Below are 19,597 nucleotides of genomic sequence, written 5' to 3' on the forward strand. Positions count from 1 at the left end.
ATCTATTTTTTTAGTAATTAAGCGCTGTCAAACGGTAAACTTCTTAAGACTTAGACGAGGAGAGAGCCATAGATAAGGTACTGAAAGCAGTGTTGCTAGGCTGCGATTCGTCTTCCCCGTTCATCTGAAACCGACGCGCTGTAAAGATAGTCAGAGTAGACTATTTTTAGATACAACGCTACCATGCTATGAAACTTGAATAATAAAAATAAAAATAAAAATAAAAATAAATATAAATGTGAGTCGCCGTGTTTTCATTTTATAGCCGTAAACCCAACCTACTTGGTATCGATATTAGTTCCTCTGCGATTAAGCTAGTGGAAATGTCCAAAAAGGGTCGTGAATATCGAATCGAAAGTTATGCAGTCGCACCTTTGCCGGACGGGGTCTCCAATGAAAAAGATATCATTGAGCCTGAACCGATTGGTGAGGCGATTCGGCGTGCCTTACGAGAAAGTCGTACTCGCTTAAAGCATTGTGCTCTGGCTATTCCTACCTCGATGGCGATCAATAAAATTATTACCTTGTCAGCTTCGATCCCACCAGCAGAGGTGGAAGCGCAGATTGCTTTGGAGGCTGATCAGCATATTCCTTATGCTATGGAGGAGGTGAGCTATGACTTTGAAGTCTTAGGTCCCTCTATAAATAATCCAGACATGATCGATATTCTCTTAGCAGGTACGCGTTCTGAGAATGTTGAGGTACGGGTGGCTGCAGCGGAAATGGCGGGATTAACGGTCGATATTGTGGATACAGAAACGCATGCTTTAGAAAAAGTGTTACGTAAACTCACGAATGAGTTAGAACAATATGACTCCGTAGCCGTCGTCGATTTCGGCGCAACCATGACCAGTATCACTGTCTTCGAGCAAGGGCGTTTAACCTTCTCCCGCGAACAATCCTTTGGCGGTCGTCAGCTAACCGAGCAAATCATGCAACGCTATGGTTTAACTTGGCAGGAAGCTGGCTTAGCAAAAAAAGAGGGTAACTTGCCTGAGAACTATATTTCGGAAGTGCTAGATCCGTTTAAAGATAATATGGTGCGTCAGTTACATCGCTTCTTGCAGTTTTACTATGCTTCTAGCCAACGTGAAAGTGTCAGTCAAATTCTGATTTCGGGTGGCTGTGCGCGGATTCCGGGGATTGATGAGCAAATTCAAGCCGGTATTGGCACACCTGTAAAAGTCGTTAATCCCTTCACACAAGTCGGTCTTGGTTCTAAGGTCAGTCCTGTGCGGTTTACTAACGATATGCAAGCTCTGTTGATTGCCGCAGGCTTGTCCTTACGGGGGTTAGACTAATGGCTGGTTTAAACTTATTACCTTGGCGTGATAAAGAACGCGAACTGAAGAAGAAGCAGTTCTTTGCTTTATTAGGTGCTTCAGTGGCTCTAGCAGGTTTAATAGTTTTCGCAGGCCATACTTATATGCGTAACGCAGTGAGTTACCAAGAATCACGGAATCAACTATTAACCGATGAGATCGCGAATCTAGATAAACAAATTGAGCAAATTAAAAAGCTTGATGCTACTAAGCAAGCTTTACTAGATCGCATGCAAATCATTGAAACTTTACAAAGTACTCGTCCGGCGATTGTGCACTTATTTGATGAGATGGCAACAGCCCTGCCTCAAGGTATGTATTTAGAGGCACTCAGGCAAAGTGATACGGTAGTGCACATCGAGGGTAAGGCCGAATCAAACGCACGCGTTTCTACTTATATGGACAGTTTAGATGCTTCCCAATGGTTGAACTCCTCCAACCTAAATATTATTTCTGTAGCCCGTCAAGATGGGCGACCAACGCCACTGCGCGATTTTAAACTCGATGTCCAACAATTATTAAAACAGGACGAGGAGAAGAAAAATGAATCTGCAGGAGGTTAACAATCTCGCGGATGATCCGGGTAGTGTGCCTTGGCCTCTCAAGGCTATTGTAGTGGCAGCTTTAATGGCAGTGATTTTATTCTTGGGTTACAAATTAGTCATTACTGGAAGTATTGAAGAACTAGAAGATTTGCAGCGTAAAGAAACAGAGTTACGAGCTACTTTTGAAACTAAACAAAAACGTGCTAGCCAGTTAGTTGCCTATGAAAAACAGCTAGAGGAAATGCAGCATTCCTTCGGTACTTTAATGCAGCAATTGCCTAGTGGTACTGAAATTCCAGCATTGATCTTGGATATTTCTGAGAAGGGGGTTTCTAATGGGTTGGAAATTGAGCTATTCGAGCCTTTAGCAGAGGTTTTGAAAGAGTTCTATGCAGAAAAGCCGATTAAACTTATCGCTATGGGTACTTATCAGCAGTTGGCTACCTTTGTGAGTGATATTTCTGGACTACCTAGAATTGTAACTATTCATAATATTAATCTGTTACCCGAGCTTAATAGAAGTGCTATGCCTCAGCCAAGCAACTCAGCTGAACAAGAAGGGCCACGCCGCTTAAGAATGGATGCATTGATTAAAACTTATCGTTATTTAGAGGATAGTGATCTAAAAACTAGCCCGACTGATAAAGCAGCAACCGTTCCAGCATCTGCTCCAAAAAAATAATGAATTAAGCGAGCCTGCAGAGAATAATCATGATTAAAAATAATTTCAGAATGTCAAGCTTACCGATAGTAGTGAGTGCTTTACTACTAACAGGTTGTGGCGACAATATGTCTGATCTTCATGTTTATATGAATGAAGTTAAGGCGCGCCCACCAGCACCTATTGAGCCAATTCCAGCGATCAAACCTTATGTACGCTTTATTTACCCCGGCCATGATGCAGATCCTTTTGATAGCACAGTTTTAGAAGCGAAGACTGTTGCAGAAATTCCTGAATCTGTGTTGATTGATAAAAATCGAGTACCCGAGTTTTTAGAAAGTTTCCCACTCGATAGTTTACGCATGGTGGGGACGGTCTTTAAAGAAAAAGAACTCTGGGCACTGATTAAGATTCCTGACGGTGCAGTACATCGAGTAAAGACAGGTAATTATATTGGTAAAAATCATGGGAAAATTATAAGTATTAAAGACGTAGGGCTTTCATTATCTGAAGTGATAGATAATGGTTTTGGTGGCTATAAAGAGCATGATAATGAATTGGCTATTTCTACTTTAAATTAGCCCTGATAATTTTATTGATTAAGGTTAGCTATAATGAAAATAATAAAGCAAACCACTGCACGTAATGTCGTATTGTTATCGTGTCTATCGTGGGCAGCAGTTGCTGCAGCTGCTAATAATCAGTTGGAAAATATTAGCGTTAATGAAGCAGCGGCAGGTAAAGTGGAGGTTTTATTAAACTTTTCCTCTCCTGTGGCCATTCCCAAGGGTTTTGTAATGGACAATCCGCCACGACTTGTGTTTGATTTTCCGGGCGTCGAAATTGCCCCGAATGCGCGGCATAATAAGACCAAGCGTGGTGTCATTAATGCAGTACAAGCGGCTGGTTCCAAAGATCAAGCGCGTCTCGTGTTTAACTTGGATTCTTTAGTCGATTACACGGTTGAAAGCAGTGGCAATGATATGGTGCTGCTCTTCTCACCAAGTCAAGGGGCTAAAACGGTAGCTAGCCGTCCAGTAGGCTCTACTCAGATAGCTCCACCTGCTGCGCTAAAAGCTGAAGAATCTTATAGTTGGTATAATAAACCTGGTCAACAACCTGTACCGCCTGCGGTTGAACCGAAAAAAATTAACCCCGCTGCACAGATGATTACTCAGGTAGTTCCTCCTGTTAAACTTGAGGAAGTTCCACCACCGCCTAAAGTCACTCAGCCTTTGGTGTATAAACCTAGTGTACAAGTGCCACCTGCACAACCTAAAAAGGCAGTTAAACCACCTGTTGTTACTGCATTAGCTGAGACCCAATCTATTTACGGTTTACGCTCTGTTGATTTTCGGCGTGAACCCGATGGGGGGGGGCGAGTCATTATCACTTTGCCAGACAGTGAAACCAAGATTACCGATGACAAAATAGCGAATACTTTAAATCTAACCTTAGAAGACATAGATGTGCCTATGGGCTGGCAAAAGCGTCTGGATGTGGTTGATTTCGCAACACCAGTTTCTACCATTCAGATTTCTCAGCGTGATATGAATGGGCGCGTGAGTATCATGGCTAGCGAGGATTTCACGTATCGCACTGAGCGTGATAAGAATATCTATACGGTTTATATCGACAAAATCAAAGCGCCTAAAAAAGAAAAAATTGGTGATAAAAAGAAGAAAACCTTCACGGGTGAAAAACTGTCGCTGAACTTCCAAGATATTGAAGTACGTTCAGTCTTGCAGTTATTGGCAGACTTCACTAATAAAAATATTGTGGTCAGTGATAGCGTTGATGGCAATATCACTGTACGCCTCAAAGACGTGCCTTGGGATCAGGCTTTAGATATTGTTCTAGAGTCGAAAAATCTAGGAATGCGTGAAAATGGTAACGTTATTTGGGTAGCACCGAATGCTGAGTTAGATGCCAAAGATGCTCAAGAAATTGAAATTGCTAAACGCAAAATTGAGCTTGAGCCTCTGGTCACTGAGTATATTCCGGTGAATTTTGCTAAAGCGGCGGATTTAGCGACTCTAATTAAAAGTAAAACAGTCTCAGAAGGTGATGCTAGCCATTCGCTGTTATCCACTCGTGGTAGTGTATCTTCCGATGATCGGACGAATACGCTCTTAATCCAAGATACTGCCACACAAGTGGCTGAAATTCGTGACTTGATTAAAGTACTCGACGTGCCAGTTCAACAAGTAGCGATTGAGTCACGGATCGTAATTGCGAATGACTCGTTTGGTAAGCAGTTAGGGGCACGGTTTGGCGTCACACCGCATTGGTCGAATAGTGGTTCTAGTGGGATTGCAGGTGCGGGTTTAGGTTCTTCAACAGATAGCTATTACAACTCACTAGCGAGTAGCACTGTAGGAACAGCAGGACAAGTCAAGCTCCCCGGTCTGACAGATCGTTTGAGCGTGAACTTACCAACCTCAGCCGCAGCGGGTAAGTTTGGTTTCTCCATCCTTACTTCTGACTTCCTGCTAGATTTAGAGTTATCGGCACTGCAAGCGGAAAGTAAGGGGGAGATTATTGCAACCCCACGAGTAGTCACCTCGAATCAAACTAAAGCAGTGATTGAGCAAGGTGTGGAAATTCCGTATCAAGAGGCAAGTTCTGCGGGTAACACCAGCACTTCCTTTAAGAAAGCTGTGTTGAGCTTGGAGGTTACGCCACAAATTACGCCAGATGAACACATTTCCATGGATTTGAAAGTGAATCAAGATACAGTGGGAGCGGTGTATAACAATATTCCAAGTATTGATACCCGTGAAATTCAAACCAAAGTCTTGGTAGAGAATGGTCAAACGGTGGTTTTAGGCGGGGTTCATGAAGAAAACCGCATTAAGGGTTCGACCAAAGTGCCTGTCCTAGGGGATTTACCGATGGTTGGTCAAGTGTTCCGCAATACCAATCGTAGTGATACCAAGCGCGAACTATTAATCTTTGTTACGCCAAAAATTATCGACAGTAAATCTAAGTAATTGCTAGTTTTAGGAATCAAGCCACACGATTTGGCTTGATTCCCTTGCGCACTGCTGGCATAACTCCACCATGCAAGACAACATCATCTTAGTTGGCCTCATGGGGGCAGGCAAATCGACTATTGGTCGGCAATTAGCGCGGCGTTTTAATTTGGAGTTTTATGACTCAGATAAAGTGATTGAGACGCGCACTGGAGTGCCGATTCCAACGATTTTTGAAATGGAAGGCGAACAAGGCTTTCGGGATCGCGAGGAGCAGGTTATTGCTGAGCTGGCTCAATTACACGGCATCGTCTTAGCGACTGGCGGCGGAAGTGTACTGCGAGCTACTAATCGAGCCGCTTTAAAAACGGGTGGCAAGGTTGTTTATCTACGCGCTTCAGCCGAACATTTGTATAGCCGTATTCACCACGACAAAAATCGCCCGTTGATGCAAACTGACAATCCTTTGCAAACTCTTCGGAATCTTTTACAAGCCCGTGAAGCTTATTACTTAGAAGTGGCTGATTTGATTGTGCCCACTGGCAAGCAGAAAGTGGCACATATCGTGAACCTCATCGCACAAAAATTGAATCAGCTCCAGGATATCACTTATGCAAACGCTCAATCTTGATCTTGGTGATCGCAGTTATCCTATTTATATTGGTCAAGGCTTGTTACAGCAGCCCGAGTTATTAACAGCACATGTGCAAGGCAGAAGCTGTGTGACCGTTTCCAATGAAACGATTGCACCTTTGTATTTGGAAGCGATTAATGCAGCCCTAAAGTCTTATAAGCAATCTGCGGTGATTTTGCCGGATGGTGAAGCTTATAAAAATTTAGATACGCTCAATCAGATTTATACTCATTTATTGGAAGTTAAAGCTGATCGGAAAACAACGCTTATTGCCTTGGGCGGTGGTGTGGTGGGCGATATGACGGGCTTTGCTGCCGCTAGTTATCAGCGTGGGGTCAATTTCATTCAAGTACCTACCACTCTCTTGGCAATGGTCGATTCTTCAGTCGGTGGTAAAACGGGTGTGAATCATGCCTTAGGCAAGAATATGATCGGTGCATTTCATCAGCCGCAAGCCGTCATTATTGATACCCATACCTTAAGCACTTTAGCAGATCGAGAACTGAGTGCTGGTATCGCTGAGGTCATTAAGTATGGTTTGATTCGTGATCCAGCGTTCCTCACTTGGCTGGACGCGAATATGGCTGCTTTATTAGCACGTGAACCAGAGGCTTTAAGCTATGCAATCTATCGTTCTTGTCAACATAAAGCCGAAGTGGTGGCCTCGGATGAGCGTGAATCTGGTCAGCGCGCTTTATTGAATTTAGGTCATACCTTTGGACATGCGATTGAAGCAGCGATGGGGTATGGGCAATGGTTGCATGGTGAGGCGGTAGCAACCGGTATGGTCATGGCTGCTGAACTGTCAGCACAAATGGCTTGGCTAGGACCCGCCGATGTCTCTTATATTCGCCAACTATTAGAACGGGCGCATTTACCTGTTGACCCACCTCCTACTATGACCGGTGATGACTTTATGCGCTATATGTCAGTGGATAAAAAAGTGCTGGACGGTAGCTTGCGTTTGATCCTCATGAAATCTTTAGGTGAGTCGATAGTCACTGCTGATTTTGATGCAGATGCACTCAAACGAGTTTTACATCGAGAGCTATAAGGATAAAACAAAATGACTGCTTCCTATTCCGCGCAACCTGAACTTACCCGTGGGCGGTGTTTTCCAGAAGCAGCTCCAGCCTACCGTTCAGAGTTTCAGCGTGATCGTGATCGCGTGATTCACTCCAAAGCCTTTCGCAGGTTAGAATACAAAACACAAGTGTTTGTGAATCATGAAGGTGACTTGTATCGAACACGCCTGACCCATTCGATTGAAGTTGCACAAATTGCACGTACAGTAGCGCGTAGTATGGGCTTAAATGAGGATTTGACCGAAGCAATTGCCTTAGCCCATGATTTAGGGCATACCCCGTTTGGACATGCTGGACAAGATGAACTCAATGTTTGTATGCAAGCTTATGGTGGTTTTGAGCATAATTTGCAATCTTTACGGGTAGTTGATTGTCTAGAAGACAGTTATGCTGAGTTTGCGGGTTTGAATCTGACCTTTGAGACGCGGGAGGGTATTATCAAGCATTGTGCCGTCAAACATGCGCAGCAGTTAGGTGAGGTAGGTGAGCGCTTTTTGCAGAAAACCCAAGCTTCCTTAGAGGCGCAACTCACTAATTTAGCTGATGAGATTGCCTATAATAACCACGATATTGAAGATGGATTGCGCTCTGGGCTGATTAGTTTAGAACAAATGCAGCAGGTGCCGGTGTTTGTGCAACAATATGAATTGGTTTTGAAAAAATATCCGCAGTTAGAAGGTCGCAGTTTAGTGCGCGAAACGCTGCGTCGTTTAATCAGCACGATGGTGGTGGACTTGATTGAAACGAGTCAGGTAGCAATTGCTGTATCCGGTGTACAAACTTTAGAAGAAGTGCGTCAGCAGGCTCAACCTTTGATTCAATATAGCGCTGCGATGTGGGCTGCGAAAAATGAGCTAAAGCGTTTTTTGCGGGAAAATCTCTATTTTCATCCGACGGTCTATCGTATGTCGTGGCGAGCGCAAAGAGTAGTTCGGGAGCTATTTCAAGCTTATTTGCAGGACTCGCGTCTTTTACCCCCCAAATACCAAGTATTTGCGAAACAGTATGAGCAGACTGCTGGTGAAGCAGGGCGCGCGCGCGCGATTGCTGATTATATTGCAGGAATGACAGACCGCTATGCACTTAAACAGTATGGCGAGCTATTTGATATGGATAGGGTGAAATTCTGAAAAAAATCACTAAAGTGTAAACCGCAGCTTACACTTTATCTTGTAGTATTTAATCTCTCTCTACATATCGACCCTAAGTCGTTGGCCTGGATTATGGCAACATAATCCAGGTGTTTTCTTCCATCTACTTTCAATCTCAATAATTTAACATTCTCTGTGCAAATGCAGCATAATACGCCGCACGACGAAAAGTTTGACTTAATCTTCCATGACACCTGCCATTCTCACGGTTCGCAAAGCCGGTTTGCCTTTCCAAACGCATGAATACTCGCATGACCCTGCAGTCAGCTCTTATGGCTTAGAGGCAGCGATTGCTTTACAGGTTGATGCCTCACGTGTGTTTAAAACCTTGGTGGTGGCTTTAGAAGGTGACATGAAAAAAATGGCGATAGGCATCGTCCCTGTGACGCAGCAGCTTGATGTTAAAGCCTTAGCCAAAGCAGTGGGAGCAAAAAAAGCTGAAATGGCTGATCCCAAACAAGCAGAGCGGATTACGGGCTATTTGGTAGGCGGTATTAGTCCTTTAGGGCAAAAGCGTAAATTACCTACGGTGCTGGATGAGTCCGCTTTAAACTTTGAGACGATTTTTGTCAGTGCTGGTCGACGCGGCTTAGAAATTGAATTGTGCCCCACGACTTTAATGGAACTCTGTCAAGCCGATGCGGTCGCTATTTGTCGGTGAAAAAAATTCTGTACAATGCGGCACCACTGATTAATTAATAAACTATTCAAACATTTGAGGATTGGAAGGAACTACTATGCTGGAGCAGAGCAAACATAAAATTCGCAAAGCCGTTATTCCCGTAGCGGGCTTAGGTACACGTATGCTACCTGCGACTAAAGCTATCCCTAAAGAAATGCTTCCAGTGGTAGATAAGCCATTGATTCAATATATCGTGAATGAATGTGTTGAGGCTGGGATTCGTGAAATTGTGTTAGTCACTCACAATAGTAAAAATTCGATTGAGAATCATTTTGATACAAGTTTCGAGCTGGAAACTATGCTGGAAAAACGTGTCAAGCGGCAGTTATTGGATGAAGTGCGCTCCATTTGCCCGAAAAATGTCACGATTATGCATGTGCGCCAAGGTGAGGCTAAAGGTTTAGGCCATGCGATTATGTGTGCACATCCTGTGGTTGGGCATTCACCAGTGGCTGTGTTATTGCCCGATGTGTTGATTGATGATGCTGCGTGTAATCTAAAAACAGATAATTTAGCTGAAATGCTGCGCCTCTATGACGAAACGGGTATTAGTCAAATCATGGTTGAGCCAGTACCTATGGATAAGGTTTCCTCTTATGGCGTAGTGGATATTAACGGGCATACCTTAGAGCCGGGTTGTTCAGTGGCGATGAGTGCGATTGTTGAAAAGCCTGATATGGACAGTGCGCCTTCTAATCTTGCGGTAGTCGGACGCTATGTTTTATCTCCCCATATTTGGGATTGGTTGAAGCGTACTCCCTTGGGAGCAGGCGATGAGATTCAACTGACTGATACAATTGCGCTCTTGATGCGTGAGTATCAAGTGAATGCTTTCCATTTAAGCGGCAAAAGTCATGACTGTGGTTCAAAGCTCGGGTATATGATGGCGAATGTTGAGTATGGTTTGCGTCATCCGAGTATTGCTAAAGACTTTGCTAAATATCTGAAAGAACAGGTAAAATCTTTATAAATCATCCGTAAGTTTCAAGGAGTGACTGGATAAATTCAGCACTCTCATGCGGGTTAACCTCAGTATTGCGGATCAAACGATCAAAGTGGCGGGTTAAGGCGCGAATTTCCTCTAAAGTATTGATTACTATATACATATCGCCTACATAAATCACCGACCGTTGTGAGCCGAAAATGGTTAGAGGCGCTGAGAAGATTTTGCGACCATCATAAAGAAATAAACGATAAGTTGGATAAAGATCATCTAACAAGCGCTGAATATGCTCTAATTGTTGCCGCCGTAAATGCTTAGGTAGTTTCTCCCAAATCCCCACCCCTTGCGCGAGCATTTTCAGGCGCTGCAAAGGTAAGCAAACTTCCATTTCAGATTCATCAATTCGGTTATACGCAAGCTGTGAGTTGGTTTCGAGTTTACGCACGGCTAGGGGAACTTGGGTCGCTTGGCGCTCGTAATCAATCACGGCTTCAATCATTAAAGAGTCAGGCAGATTTGCGGGAACATAGCGGATTTTGTAACCAATCGCATCACGATGCCATTGGCCTAGCTTGGTATGTTGACCATTAATGACCTGCTCGATTTCCATTGCTGAAGATACTGCAGAGCTTACATGTTCATCCTGTGATAGCCCCAGTAGCCAATCAATACTGACACTATAGGTTGAAGCGATACTGCACAAAGTTTCGGCTCGTGGTAGCCGCAACAATTGATCAGACATTAATTGGGCAAGGGCAGAGCGGTTGACGCCAATGGATTCTGCAAACTGGGCTTTGTTTAAGCCTGAGCGCTGCAGTAAGATCTGTAGACGTTTTTGAAAAGTCTCTCCCATTTCACGCTTCGCAACTAACATATGATCTCTATGTTGTTTATTCTTAACAGTAGTTGAATTTAGTGAACGAATCTTAGTTTAGTTATTTATTAATAACAAATGTGTACCAGTGTTTCGTAGGCAAGTTAGGTATTAAACCTTAGAATTTTTCTGGATATTCTAGGGGTAAGCACAATGCGAGCGGAATCTAAAAAAATAGAATACCTAACCTTAAGCCTATTGTTGGCTTGTTATTTTCTGTGGGGTATGTTGATTATTCTGCATGCCTCACTGCCTGTTTGGTTGTTAGTTCCTTTGTTAACGGTCATACTGAGTTTTCATGGTTCCTTGCAGCATGAAGTCATTCATTATCATCCCACACCCTCACAACGTTTGAATGAAGCCTTAGCTTCACCACCACTCGCTTTATACCTACCCTTTATTATTTACCGCGATACGCATCGTCAACATCACATCTTAGAACATCTAACTTATCCCAGTATTGATCCTGAGTCGTGTTATCTGAATAGAGAAGATTGGGCAAGGATGCCTGCTTGGCAGTGGCGTTTGTATAGGTGGAACAATACCTTGCTAGGTCGCCTTCTGATTGGCCCTGCACTGGGGGTCAGTTGTTTTCTAAAAGTAGAATTCAAAAAGCTGCGTGCAGGTGATCAATACACTATTCATGCTTGGTTGGCTTATTTGCCGTGGCTAGCCTTAGTATTAGCTTGGTTAGTTTATTGGCATTTTCCACTTTGGTTATATGCAATTATCTGTTATTTCTCCATTTCTTTGACCGCGATTCGTATTTTTGCTGAGCATCAAGCCGTCAACACACCAACAGAGCGTACTATTGTGATTGAGGCAAATGGCTTTTTGAGCTATGTATTTCTGCAAAATAATCTGCATTCAGTCCATCACAAATATCCAGGTTTGCCTTGGTATGAGTTGCGCAAAACCTATCAGCAGGAAAAGGAAAGTATTCTGCAAGAGAATGGTCACTATGTATTCAAAAGTTACTTAGAATTATTTAAGCACTATGCATGGAAGCCTAAAGAAGATGTAGCACATCCTTTATAAAGCCTGTACTTAGCCTGTAGCTTTGGCGCATGCAGTCGTAATCTTGATCCAGTGCCGTCACTAAACTGCTTAAGCCTGCAGATTTAATTTCAATCGGAACTTGCGCTAATAAAGTGAGCTGTAATAAGGCTTGCCGAATCATAGTGCTGATTTCTATACCAACAGTGTTATGTATAACTAAGGGTGGAGTCGGTGCAGGACTTATCTGCGCAATAGACCGAAGTTGACTTAGTATCTCCTGCATTTCCGGTTTGTTAGATTGCAGCCAATAATCAAATACGGTGCAATCAATCGCTGCTACATCCGCTTCACCTGCAGCAAGCATACGCAGAGAATTAGAGTGCGAGCCACTCGTGGTCATACTGGCAAACTGTGGCGGATTAGAGAGTTTAGCCCAATGCGCCCATAAAGCATGATGGCCCGAATACGAGTCTGGATCATTAATCACCAGACGTTTATTGACTAGTTCCGCAATTGACTGAATTCCGCTGTCCTGATGCACCACTAAGTATGAGAAATACAGTGGCTCGTGATGCCCTGCAAAAATCGGTTTAGCCAGCACTTGATAACGAACTTGGCGATCTTGTTGCAGGGTATAGAGCAGACCACAGATCCAACCCATTTGAATCTGACCCTTCGCGAGCTTTTCGCTAGCTTCTAGCCACGGCATGCTTTGATCAAAGCTCACCTGAATGCCCGTTTGCGCGGTTAAATAATCAGCCAATTGTGCGCAAATCGGGTAAGTATTTTCAGCTAAACAGGAAATCAGGGTGAGCGCTGTTTGCATTGTTTAAGCTCGTAAATAACTTAAGTGTGGATCGAATAAAGCCTCAGTTATCACGGTGGCAGGGCGCTTTTTACCTAATAGCTCAATCTCTACTTGTGTACCAGCTTGAATCAAATCTGGTGGTAAGAAGCCTATCGCCACTGATTTTTGCGCCCAATGTGCATAACCACCCGACGTCACCGCACCCACAATTTTGCCATGATGCCAAATCGGTTCATCCGCATGGACATCAGCATCAGTATCCTCAAGGATGAAGGTGGTAAGTTTACGTTTTACACCTTGAGCCTTCTCTGCCAAGGCTGCAGCTTTGCCAATAAAATCGGCAGGTTTGTTATAGGCGACAAAGCGACTTAAGCCCGTTTCGAGTGGGGTATAATCCGGTTTAAATTCCCGTAGCCATGAGCCAAAACTTTTTTCTAAGCGCAAGCTCATCATTGCACGCATCCCGAAGGGTTTAAGATTGAACTCTTGGCCTGCTTCAGCGAGGGCTGCATATAAAGCGAGCTGTTGGCTGTTATCCACATAGATTTCATAGCCTTGATCGCCGGTATAACTCACTCGTTGTACAATAGCATCCGTTAAGCCAACTTCACCTTGGCGTACACTCATAAACGGGAAAGCTGTGGTACTGAGGTCAATATTGGTGACTTTGCTTAAAAGCGCGCGCGCTTTAGGCCCTGCGATTTGGAAGCCGATCCGTTGCAGGGAAATATTGCGCAGCTCCACACCGGATTCGAGTAAGTGCTGTTCAAACCAACGCTGATGATAAGCTTGTGCGCCATAGGAGGCCGTGAGTTGGAACTGGTTTTCCGCTAAGCAGCTAATCGTAAAATCGCCAATAATCCGCCCTTTGGGACTCAACAGCGGCGACAAACTCAAGCGCCCGATTTCCGGAATACGCCCCGCCATTATCCCATCTAACCATTCACGTGCTTTGCTGCCAGTGACAAGAAATTTACTGAAATTATGAATTTCGTTTATGCCCACATGGTTGCGTACATGACGGCATTCTTCGCCGATGGTATCGAAAGCATTAGAGCGCACGAAGGTTGGGGTTTCATAGCGTGGTTCGGCTTCACGAGCGAAATAGTTCACATGCTCTAAGCCATGGCCTTGGCCGAAGACTGCACCTTGTTCTTTCCACAGGCTATACATCGGCGTGGTATGCAAAGGACGTCCAGCAGGGCGCTCTTCATTCGGGAAGGAAATCGAGAAGCGTTTTTGGTAGTTTTCAGTGACTTTTTTGCGGGTATAAGCACGAGTGGCGAATTTGCCAAAGCGCGCCACATCCATCGCAAACACATCACGTGAAGGCTCACCTTCAACCATCCATTCCGCTAGTGTTAAGCCGACACCTCCTCCTTGGCTGAAACCCGCCATCACTGCACAAGCTGACCAGAAATTGCGTAACCCACCCACAGGCCCCACCAAGGGATTGCCATCGGGAGCGAAAGTAAAGGGGCCATTGATAATGGTTTTAATCCCTGCCGTACCCAAAACAGGATAACGGTTACATGCAAATTCTAACGATTCACTAATCCGATCTAATTGATTAGGGAGTAATTCATGGCCGAAATCCCAAGAGGTCACATCGACTGCCCAAGGATCGCAACGTTGCTCATAGAAGCCAATGACTAAGCCACGTCCCTCCTGACGTAGATAACTTTCGCCCGCTGGATCCATCACGTGTGGCAATTCGGAGCCATGGTTATATACTTCGGGAATTTCATCGGTGACTAGATATTGATGCTCCATCGGATGCAGAGGTAGCTCAATCCCGACCATGCGCCCGACTTCACGTGCCCATAAACCTGCTGCATTCACCACATGCTCAGCAATCAAGTTGCCCTTATTCGTGACCACTTCCCAACTGCCATCAGGGCGTGGATTTAAGGCTTCAACTTTGGTATGCAGATAAATCTCTGCCCCTCGTTTTTTCGCCGCAATCGCATAAGCATGCGTTGTGCCATAAGGGTCAAGGTGACCGTCTAGTGGATCGTATAAGCCCCCAATGACACCATCGGTATTGGTAATGGGCGAAAGTTGACGAATTTCTTCAGGGCCAATAATCTCAGTGTGTAAGCCCATGTATTGATGCTTAGCGCGCTCCGCTTTCAAGTAGTCCATACGCTCAGGCGTGGTCGCTAGGGTAATCCCACCCACATGATGCAATCCGCAAGCTTGCCCAGAAATCTGCTCCAGTTCGCGATACAAATTAATCGTATAGCCTTGCAAAGCGGCCATATTGGTATCGGCATTTAGGGTATGAAAACCGCCCGCCGCGTGCCAAGTCGAGCCAGAGGTTAATTCGGAGCGCTCGATTAGAGCAAGATCTGTCCAGCCTAATTTAGTCAGATGGTATAAAACACTCGCGCCCACAACACCACCGCCAATCACAGCGACTCTAACATGTGATTTCATAAAGCATCCTTCTTAAAAGTCTGTTGCCACGCCACCTTCACTTTTACGCCGTGCGACAAAAGCGTCTAACTCTTCGCGAATCGCAGCGTCTAAGGGTGGTGGTTCATAATGTTGCAGAATCTGTTTATACAACTGGTGTGCATGCTCGTAAGTGGTCGGGCTGCCTGCTTCTTGCCAAGTCTCGAAGTTACGCCAATCGGACACTAGCGGTGCATAGAAGGCCTCTTTGTAACGTGCCATCGTGTGAGCTGTACCAAAATAGTGACCGCCGGGGCCAACATCTTTGACGGCTTCAAGTGCCAGTGTCGCCTCATCCACCGTGACACCTTGTAGATAGACAGCCATCATTTGCAGTAAATCAGCATCAATGATGAGCTTTTCAAACGAGGCACATAGACCACCCTCTAACCAACCCGCGCCATGCATTAAGAAATTCGCACCACCCATAATCGCGCCCCACAAAGCCATGGTGGATTCATAAGCGGCTTGGGCATCCACAGTATTCGAAGCACAGACATTGGAGGAGCGGAAGGGAATTTGATAATGGCGAGCTAATTGACCGCTGATTTGCGCGGCCAACACATATTCGGGTGTACCAAAGGCTGGAGCACCGGATTTCATATCGACATTCGAGGTGAAGCCCCCATAAACCGCTGGCGCACCACGGCGTACCATTTGTGTGAAAGCAATACCTGCTAAGGCTTCCGCATTTTGCTGAGCAATCGCGCCTGCTAAGGTGACGGGAGCCATCGCGCCTGCCAAGGTAAACGGCGTGAGCATAACGACTTGATTCCGCGCCGACATTTCCATAATGCCTTGCAGCATGGGTTGGTCAAGGCGCAGGGGCGAGCTGGAATTGATAATGGTAAATAAACTGGGTTCTTGCTCGAGGTGCTCATGACTAATCCCACGGGCAATCCGGGCAATTTCAATCCCGTCACGATTCCGCTGCCGTCCTAGCGAATACGCATGAAATACTTTATCGGTTAAGGTCACACAATCAGCTAAACAATCCAAATGGCGCACCGAAGCATGAATATCCACTGGCTCTACCGGATAGCCGCCTGTGAATTGCAGAATGTTAAAACTCTGCATCAAGCGTAGAAAGTTTTGATAATCGGCATGATTACCCGCACGGCGACCCCCATCCATGCTACTGGCATTCGGTGCACTGGCGACCGTGCCGAAACTGGTAAAGTTTTTACCGATTTGTAAATGATGAGCTGGATTACGGGCATGTAGCGTAAAACTTTCAGGTACGCTGGCAAGGTAATGCATGATCAGATGGCGATCAAAATGAACCCGATGACTACCTTCGGTGACTTTTGCACCGCATTGCTTCATCAAAGCGCGTGCATCCTCATCTAAAATATCCATGCCAACTTCTTCGAGAATACGCATGGAGGCATGATGAATCTGCTCGATTTGTTCTTCGTAGATAATTTCGATGGGTTTGTAAGGATTTTTGAGGATTTGCCACGGTAACTGCTGGAGTTGCGAGCTAGTGCTGGTTTCTGGTCGCTTGCTGCGGCGTGGGCGAGCTTTAACAGAAGCAGTTTCGGCAGAAACGGCGGATTCTTGGCTCATAAAATACACTCTCCACTAGAAAAGGTTGAGCGCCAATCAGAGTGAGATGGTGACGGTGCTGCTTCACTCCGAGTTGTTCGGCAGTGTCTTTGCTAAATACTGCTGGAAACGGGTTTCATCGATTTTTTCGCCGGTGAATACCCAAAAATACTCCCGATAAAGCCTTAAGCGCTGCGCTAAATCTTCGCCTAGGTCTAAGGCGTAATAGCCCACTTGGGTAAAATAAAAAACACGGGCGCGAATCATCGCTTCTGCGTGCCCACAGCCATGCTCTGCAAACATTTTTTGGAAAGCGCGCAACCGTTTTTGATCTTCTTCATGTACCAATTGACCGATTTTGGAGTCATGTGCTCCCCAATTGCGCATCGCAGTGTCTAAAGCTGGATCGAAGAGGTTTTCATTAGTCCAACAATCAGCTATCGCTAACATGCGATCCGTAAAATCATCACTACTTGCACAGGCAGCTAATAATTCACCGGTGTTTTTTTGCTGCCAGACAGCTATTAAAGCCTGCAATAACTCGTCGCGATTTTTAAAGTGCCAATAAAAGCTACCCCGCGTGATTCCCAGATTCTCGGCTAGAGTTAGGACGCGTACCCGCTCCACGCCTTCTTGAGTGAATACGGTGTACGCAGCCCTAATCCAGTCTTGACGTTCAAGGTTAGCGCGGTTTTCATCGCTCATGCCTTTCTCTCTACTCTCTCTATTGCTTAACATACACTATTGTATTGACAACTCCAAACACTAATGTATGTTGAAGCAAAAATAGTTTAGAACCGAAGATTGACTCAGCCGCCACCAAGATTTGGCAAGGAGATTAGCAGCATGAGCAAACAATATGACGCGATTATTATCGGTGCTGGCATCATAGGCGCAGCGATTGGTTTAGAGCTCGCGCGTCGCGGCTGGAAAACCCTGAATGTGGACAAATTAGGGGCGGCTGGTTTTGGTTCCACGTCCAATTCTAGTGCTATCATTCGTACCTACTATTCAACCCTAGATGGTACGGCCATGGCTTATGAAGGTTACCATTATTGGCGGGATTGGGCGAAATATATAGGTGTAGAGGACGAATCCGGCCTTGCCCAATTTCATGAATGTGGCTGTTTAGTGATGAAAGTAGAACACAATGGCTATTTAGAAAAAGCCATGCAACTTTCTAAGGACTTAGGGATTCCTTATCGTGAAATTAGCCCGGAGGAATTGCAGGCGTTTATTCCGGGCTATGATGCGCGTTTGTATTACCCACCAAAACGCCCCGACCAAGAGGGTTTTGCTGAGCCGACCACTGGCACTCTGCGTGGGGCAGTGCATTGGCCGCAAGGTGGTTATGTGAACGATCCGCAATTGGCAGCGCATAATTTGCAACGGGCGACTGAAGCAGCCGGTGGAGCTTTCCGTTTCAATGCTGAAGTAGTGGATATTCGCCAAGCGAATGGGCGTGTTTGTGGTATTACCTTAAAAAATGGCGAACAGATTGATGCACCCGTGGTTGTGAATGTAGGTGGTCCACACTCATCGAAAATTAATGCTTTAGTCGGTTTGGCAGATAAGATGAAAATGAGCACTCGTGCGCTTCGCCAAGAGATCCCGCATGTACCGCCACCGCTGCATTATGATTATGTGAAACTAGGTAAGGTAACTTCAGATAGTGATGTCGCTGTTTATAGTCGCCCTGCGAGTGGTGGGATGATGCTGTTGGGTAGTGAAGACCCAGAGTGTGATCCAAAAGAGTGGGTTGACCCTGATACCATGAATCGTGATCTAAGTGAACATGCGGTCACGCATATTATGCGGATGGCGCAGCGCTATCCGGAGTTAGGTATTCCTAACCAAGTACGCGGCACGGTAGAGGCTTATGATGTCACTGAGGATTGGATTCCCATTTACGATAAAACTGATTTGCCCGGCTATTATATTGCGATTGGCACGAGCGGTAATCAGTTCAAGAATACCGCTGTGGCGGGCAAGATGATGGCAACGCTAATTACTGCCTGTGAAGCAGGGCAAGATCACGACCAAGACCCTGTGCAGTATACGATGGAATATCTGGGGCGTACTTTGAGTATTGGCTTCTATTCCCGCAATCGGGCGATTAATCAGGAGAGTAGTTTTTCGGTGTTGGGGTAGTGCAGCCTTCGCCTGTACTTTTATCCAGCAGGGTTCGTTAAGCGAGGGCAAATCAGGGGGGGATTTGCTACAGTGTGAAGTCGGCTCATATGTTAGTTTAGTGATTTTTGAGGGAATAACGCTCATGTTACAAACCATTGAGGCTATGCTCGAACCAAATGGAGTTATTCATTGGCTGGAAAAGGTGAATATTAGCCGGCCGACGAAAATTCTGGTGACATTTCTCGCTCCTACCAATGCACAAGAAATTGATAATATTGAAGATTTGTTCGGCATCCTAACGGCATCGCAGGGCGTTAGTCTGGAAGCAATGGATCTAGCCATTCGTGAACGCGTTAGCCAGCATGATTTCGATTGATACCAATGTCTGCGTTCGTATTTTGATCAATGATGCTTCTGAGCCAGAACAGAGTCTGCTTGCGCGTGCCTTGGCAAAGACGGCAGGGAGCGTGTTTGTCAGTCAGATTGTGCAGGTTGAAACGGTTTAGGTGTTGGAAAGTGCTTATGGTTTTGAAAAATCGCAGGTCTTGGCTGTGCTACAAGCCATGCTTGCCAATAAATCGTGGGTACTGCAACACGCGGACTGTTTTGTGGCGGCACTGGAGCAGTTTGCCAGCAGTAATGCAGGTTTTGCGGATTGTCTGATCCTCGCGGCAAGTCAGCAGGAAAACTTGGCACTTTGGACATTTGATCGCAAGTTGGGGAAATTGCAAGGAGTACAGCGTTTAACCGCAGAGATGTTGAAAGGCGAGTAAGCATTCT

20 protein-coding genes are annotated in these 19,597 nt (G+C 45.4%); 15 read left to right on the top strand and 5 right to left on the bottom strand.

The window, feature by feature from the left end:
- Nucleotides 1-248: 248 nt before the first annotated feature.
- The 10 genes from pilM (at nt 249) to galU (ending at nt 10,025) form a co-directional block, all read left to right on the top strand.
- Nucleotides 249-1,301 (top strand): type IV pilus assembly protein PilM, encoded by a 1,053-nt coding sequence (gene pilM / locus Q0307_RS06335; RefSeq protein ID WP_298658216.1) that lies wholly within the window; start codon nt 249-251, stop codon nt 1,299-1,301.
- The gene (locus tag Q0307_RS06340; protein WP_298658219.1) at nt 1,301-1,885 is read left to right on the top strand and encodes a PilN domain-containing protein; all 585 of its coding nucleotides are present in this window, start codon (nt 1,301-1,303) and stop codon (nt 1,883-1,885) included. Before pilM ends, Q0307_RS06340 begins: the two co-directional genes overlap by 1 nt.
- Nucleotides 1,866-2,549, top strand: coding sequence for a type 4a pilus biogenesis protein PilO (locus Q0307_RS06345; protein WP_298658222.1), 684 nt, complete (start codon nt 1,866-1,868; stop codon nt 2,547-2,549). Before Q0307_RS06340 ends, Q0307_RS06345 begins: the two co-directional genes overlap by 20 nt.
- Before the next feature lie 107 nt (nt 2,550-2,656).
- Nucleotides 2,657-3,109 carry a pilus assembly protein PilP gene (locus tag Q0307_RS06350; protein WP_298658223.1) on the top strand — a complete coding sequence of 151 codons (453 nt, stop codon included), beginning with the start codon at nt 2,657-2,659 and terminating at the stop codon, nt 3,107-3,109.
- A 33-nt stretch (nt 3,110-3,142) separates the two neighbouring features.
- Nucleotides 3,143-5,521 (top strand): type IV pilus secretin PilQ, encoded by a 2,379-nt coding sequence (gene pilQ, locus Q0307_RS06355; RefSeq protein WP_298658226.1) that lies wholly within the window; start codon nt 3,143-3,145, stop codon nt 5,519-5,521.
- 70 nt (nt 5,522-5,591) lie between these two features.
- Nucleotides 5,592-6,134 (top strand): shikimate kinase AroK, encoded by a 543-nt coding sequence (gene aroK / locus Q0307_RS06360; RefSeq protein WP_298658229.1) that lies wholly within the window; start codon nt 5,592-5,594, stop codon nt 6,132-6,134.
- Complete coding sequence (gene aroB, locus Q0307_RS06365) at nt 6,115-7,191, top strand: 3-dehydroquinate synthase (protein ID WP_298658232.1); 1,077 nt, start codon at nt 6,115-6,117, stop codon at nt 7,189-7,191. Before aroK ends, aroB begins: the two co-directional genes overlap by 20 nt.
- A gap of 12 nt (nt 7,192-7,203) precedes the next feature.
- Entirely contained in the window at nt 7,204-8,352 is a 1,149-nt protein-coding gene (locus Q0307_RS06370) for a deoxyguanosinetriphosphate triphosphohydrolase (RefSeq protein ID WP_298658234.1), read from the top strand.
- A 208-nt stretch (nt 8,353-8,560) separates the two neighbouring features.
- On the top strand, nt 8,561-9,034 hold the full coding sequence (gene ybaK / locus Q0307_RS06375) for a Cys-tRNA(Pro) deacylase (RefSeq protein ID WP_298658237.1): 474 nt from the start codon (nt 8,561-8,563) through the stop codon (nt 9,032-9,034).
- A 76-nt stretch (nt 9,035-9,110) separates the two neighbouring features.
- Complete coding sequence (gene galU / locus Q0307_RS06380; protein ID WP_298658240.1) at nt 9,111-10,025, top strand: UTP--glucose-1-phosphate uridylyltransferase GalU; 915 nt, start codon at nt 9,111-9,113, stop codon at nt 10,023-10,025.
- 1 nt (nt 10,026) lies between these two features.
- On the opposite strand, the gene Q0307_RS06385 is transcribed toward galU, so the two are convergent.
- Nucleotides 10,027-10,872, bottom strand: a complete 846-nt coding sequence (locus Q0307_RS06385; protein WP_298658243.1) for a helix-turn-helix transcriptional regulator — start codon at nt 10,870-10,872, stop codon at nt 10,027-10,029.
- A 153-nt stretch (nt 10,873-11,025) separates the two neighbouring features.
- Here Q0307_RS06385 and Q0307_RS06390 point away from each other — a divergent pair, with 153 nt between their 5' ends.
- Nucleotides 11,026-11,910, top strand: a complete 885-nt coding sequence (locus Q0307_RS06390) for a fatty acid desaturase (protein WP_298658245.1) — start codon at nt 11,026-11,028, stop codon at nt 11,908-11,910.
- Here the strand turns inward: Q0307_RS06390 and Q0307_RS06395 are convergent.
- The 4 genes from Q0307_RS06395 to Q0307_RS06410 form a co-directional block, all read right to left on the bottom strand.
- The gene (locus Q0307_RS06395; RefSeq protein WP_298658247.1) at nt 11,882-12,697 is read right to left on the bottom strand and encodes a PhnD/SsuA/transferrin family substrate-binding protein; all 816 of its coding nucleotides are present in this window, start codon (nt 12,695-12,697) and stop codon (nt 11,882-11,884) included. The genes Q0307_RS06390 and Q0307_RS06395 overlap by 29 nt on opposite strands.
- A 3-nt stretch (nt 12,698-12,700) precedes the next feature.
- A complete protein-coding gene (locus Q0307_RS06400; protein WP_298658249.1) occupies nt 12,701-15,118 on the bottom strand; it encodes an FAD-dependent oxidoreductase in 2,418 nt (805 codons plus the stop codon).
- Nucleotides 15,119-15,130: 12 nt separating this feature from the next.
- Nucleotides 15,131-16,705 (bottom strand): trimethylamine methyltransferase family protein, encoded by a 1,575-nt coding sequence (locus tag Q0307_RS06405; protein WP_298658252.1) that lies wholly within the window; start codon nt 16,703-16,705, stop codon nt 15,131-15,133.
- 63 nt (nt 16,706-16,768) lie between these two features.
- A complete protein-coding gene (locus Q0307_RS06410; RefSeq protein ID WP_298658255.1) occupies nt 16,769-17,389 on the bottom strand; it encodes a TetR/AcrR family transcriptional regulator in 621 nt (206 codons plus the stop codon).
- Between the two features lie 141 nt (nt 17,390-17,530).
- On the opposite strand from Q0307_RS06410, the gene Q0307_RS06415 reads away from it, so the two are divergent.
- From Q0307_RS06415 to Q0307_RS06430, 4 genes are all read left to right on the top strand, one after another.
- Nucleotides 17,531-18,835 carry an FAD-dependent oxidoreductase gene (locus Q0307_RS06415; RefSeq protein WP_298658258.1) on the top strand — a complete coding sequence of 435 codons (1,305 nt, stop codon included), beginning with the start codon at nt 17,531-17,533 and terminating at the stop codon, nt 18,833-18,835.
- A 124-nt stretch (nt 18,836-18,959) separates the two neighbouring features.
- A complete protein-coding gene (locus tag Q0307_RS06420; protein WP_298658261.1) occupies nt 18,960-19,193 on the top strand; it encodes a hypothetical protein in 234 nt (77 codons plus the stop codon).
- Nucleotides 19,162-19,323: a hypothetical protein gene (locus tag Q0307_RS06425; RefSeq protein WP_298658263.1), complete on the top strand. Its 162-nt coding sequence runs from the start codon at nt 19,162-19,164 to the stop codon at nt 19,321-19,323. Before Q0307_RS06420 ends, Q0307_RS06425 begins: the two co-directional genes overlap by 32 nt.
- Nucleotides 19,324-19,590, top strand: coding sequence for a hypothetical protein (locus Q0307_RS06430; RefSeq protein WP_298658266.1), 267 nt, complete (start codon nt 19,324-19,326; stop codon nt 19,588-19,590).
- Nucleotides 19,591-19,597 lie beyond the last annotated feature (7 nt).

It is taken from the genome of uncultured Thiothrix sp. (assembly GCF_937873765.1).
Lineage (GTDB): Bacteria > Pseudomonadota > Gammaproteobacteria > Thiotrichales > Thiotrichaceae > Thiolinea.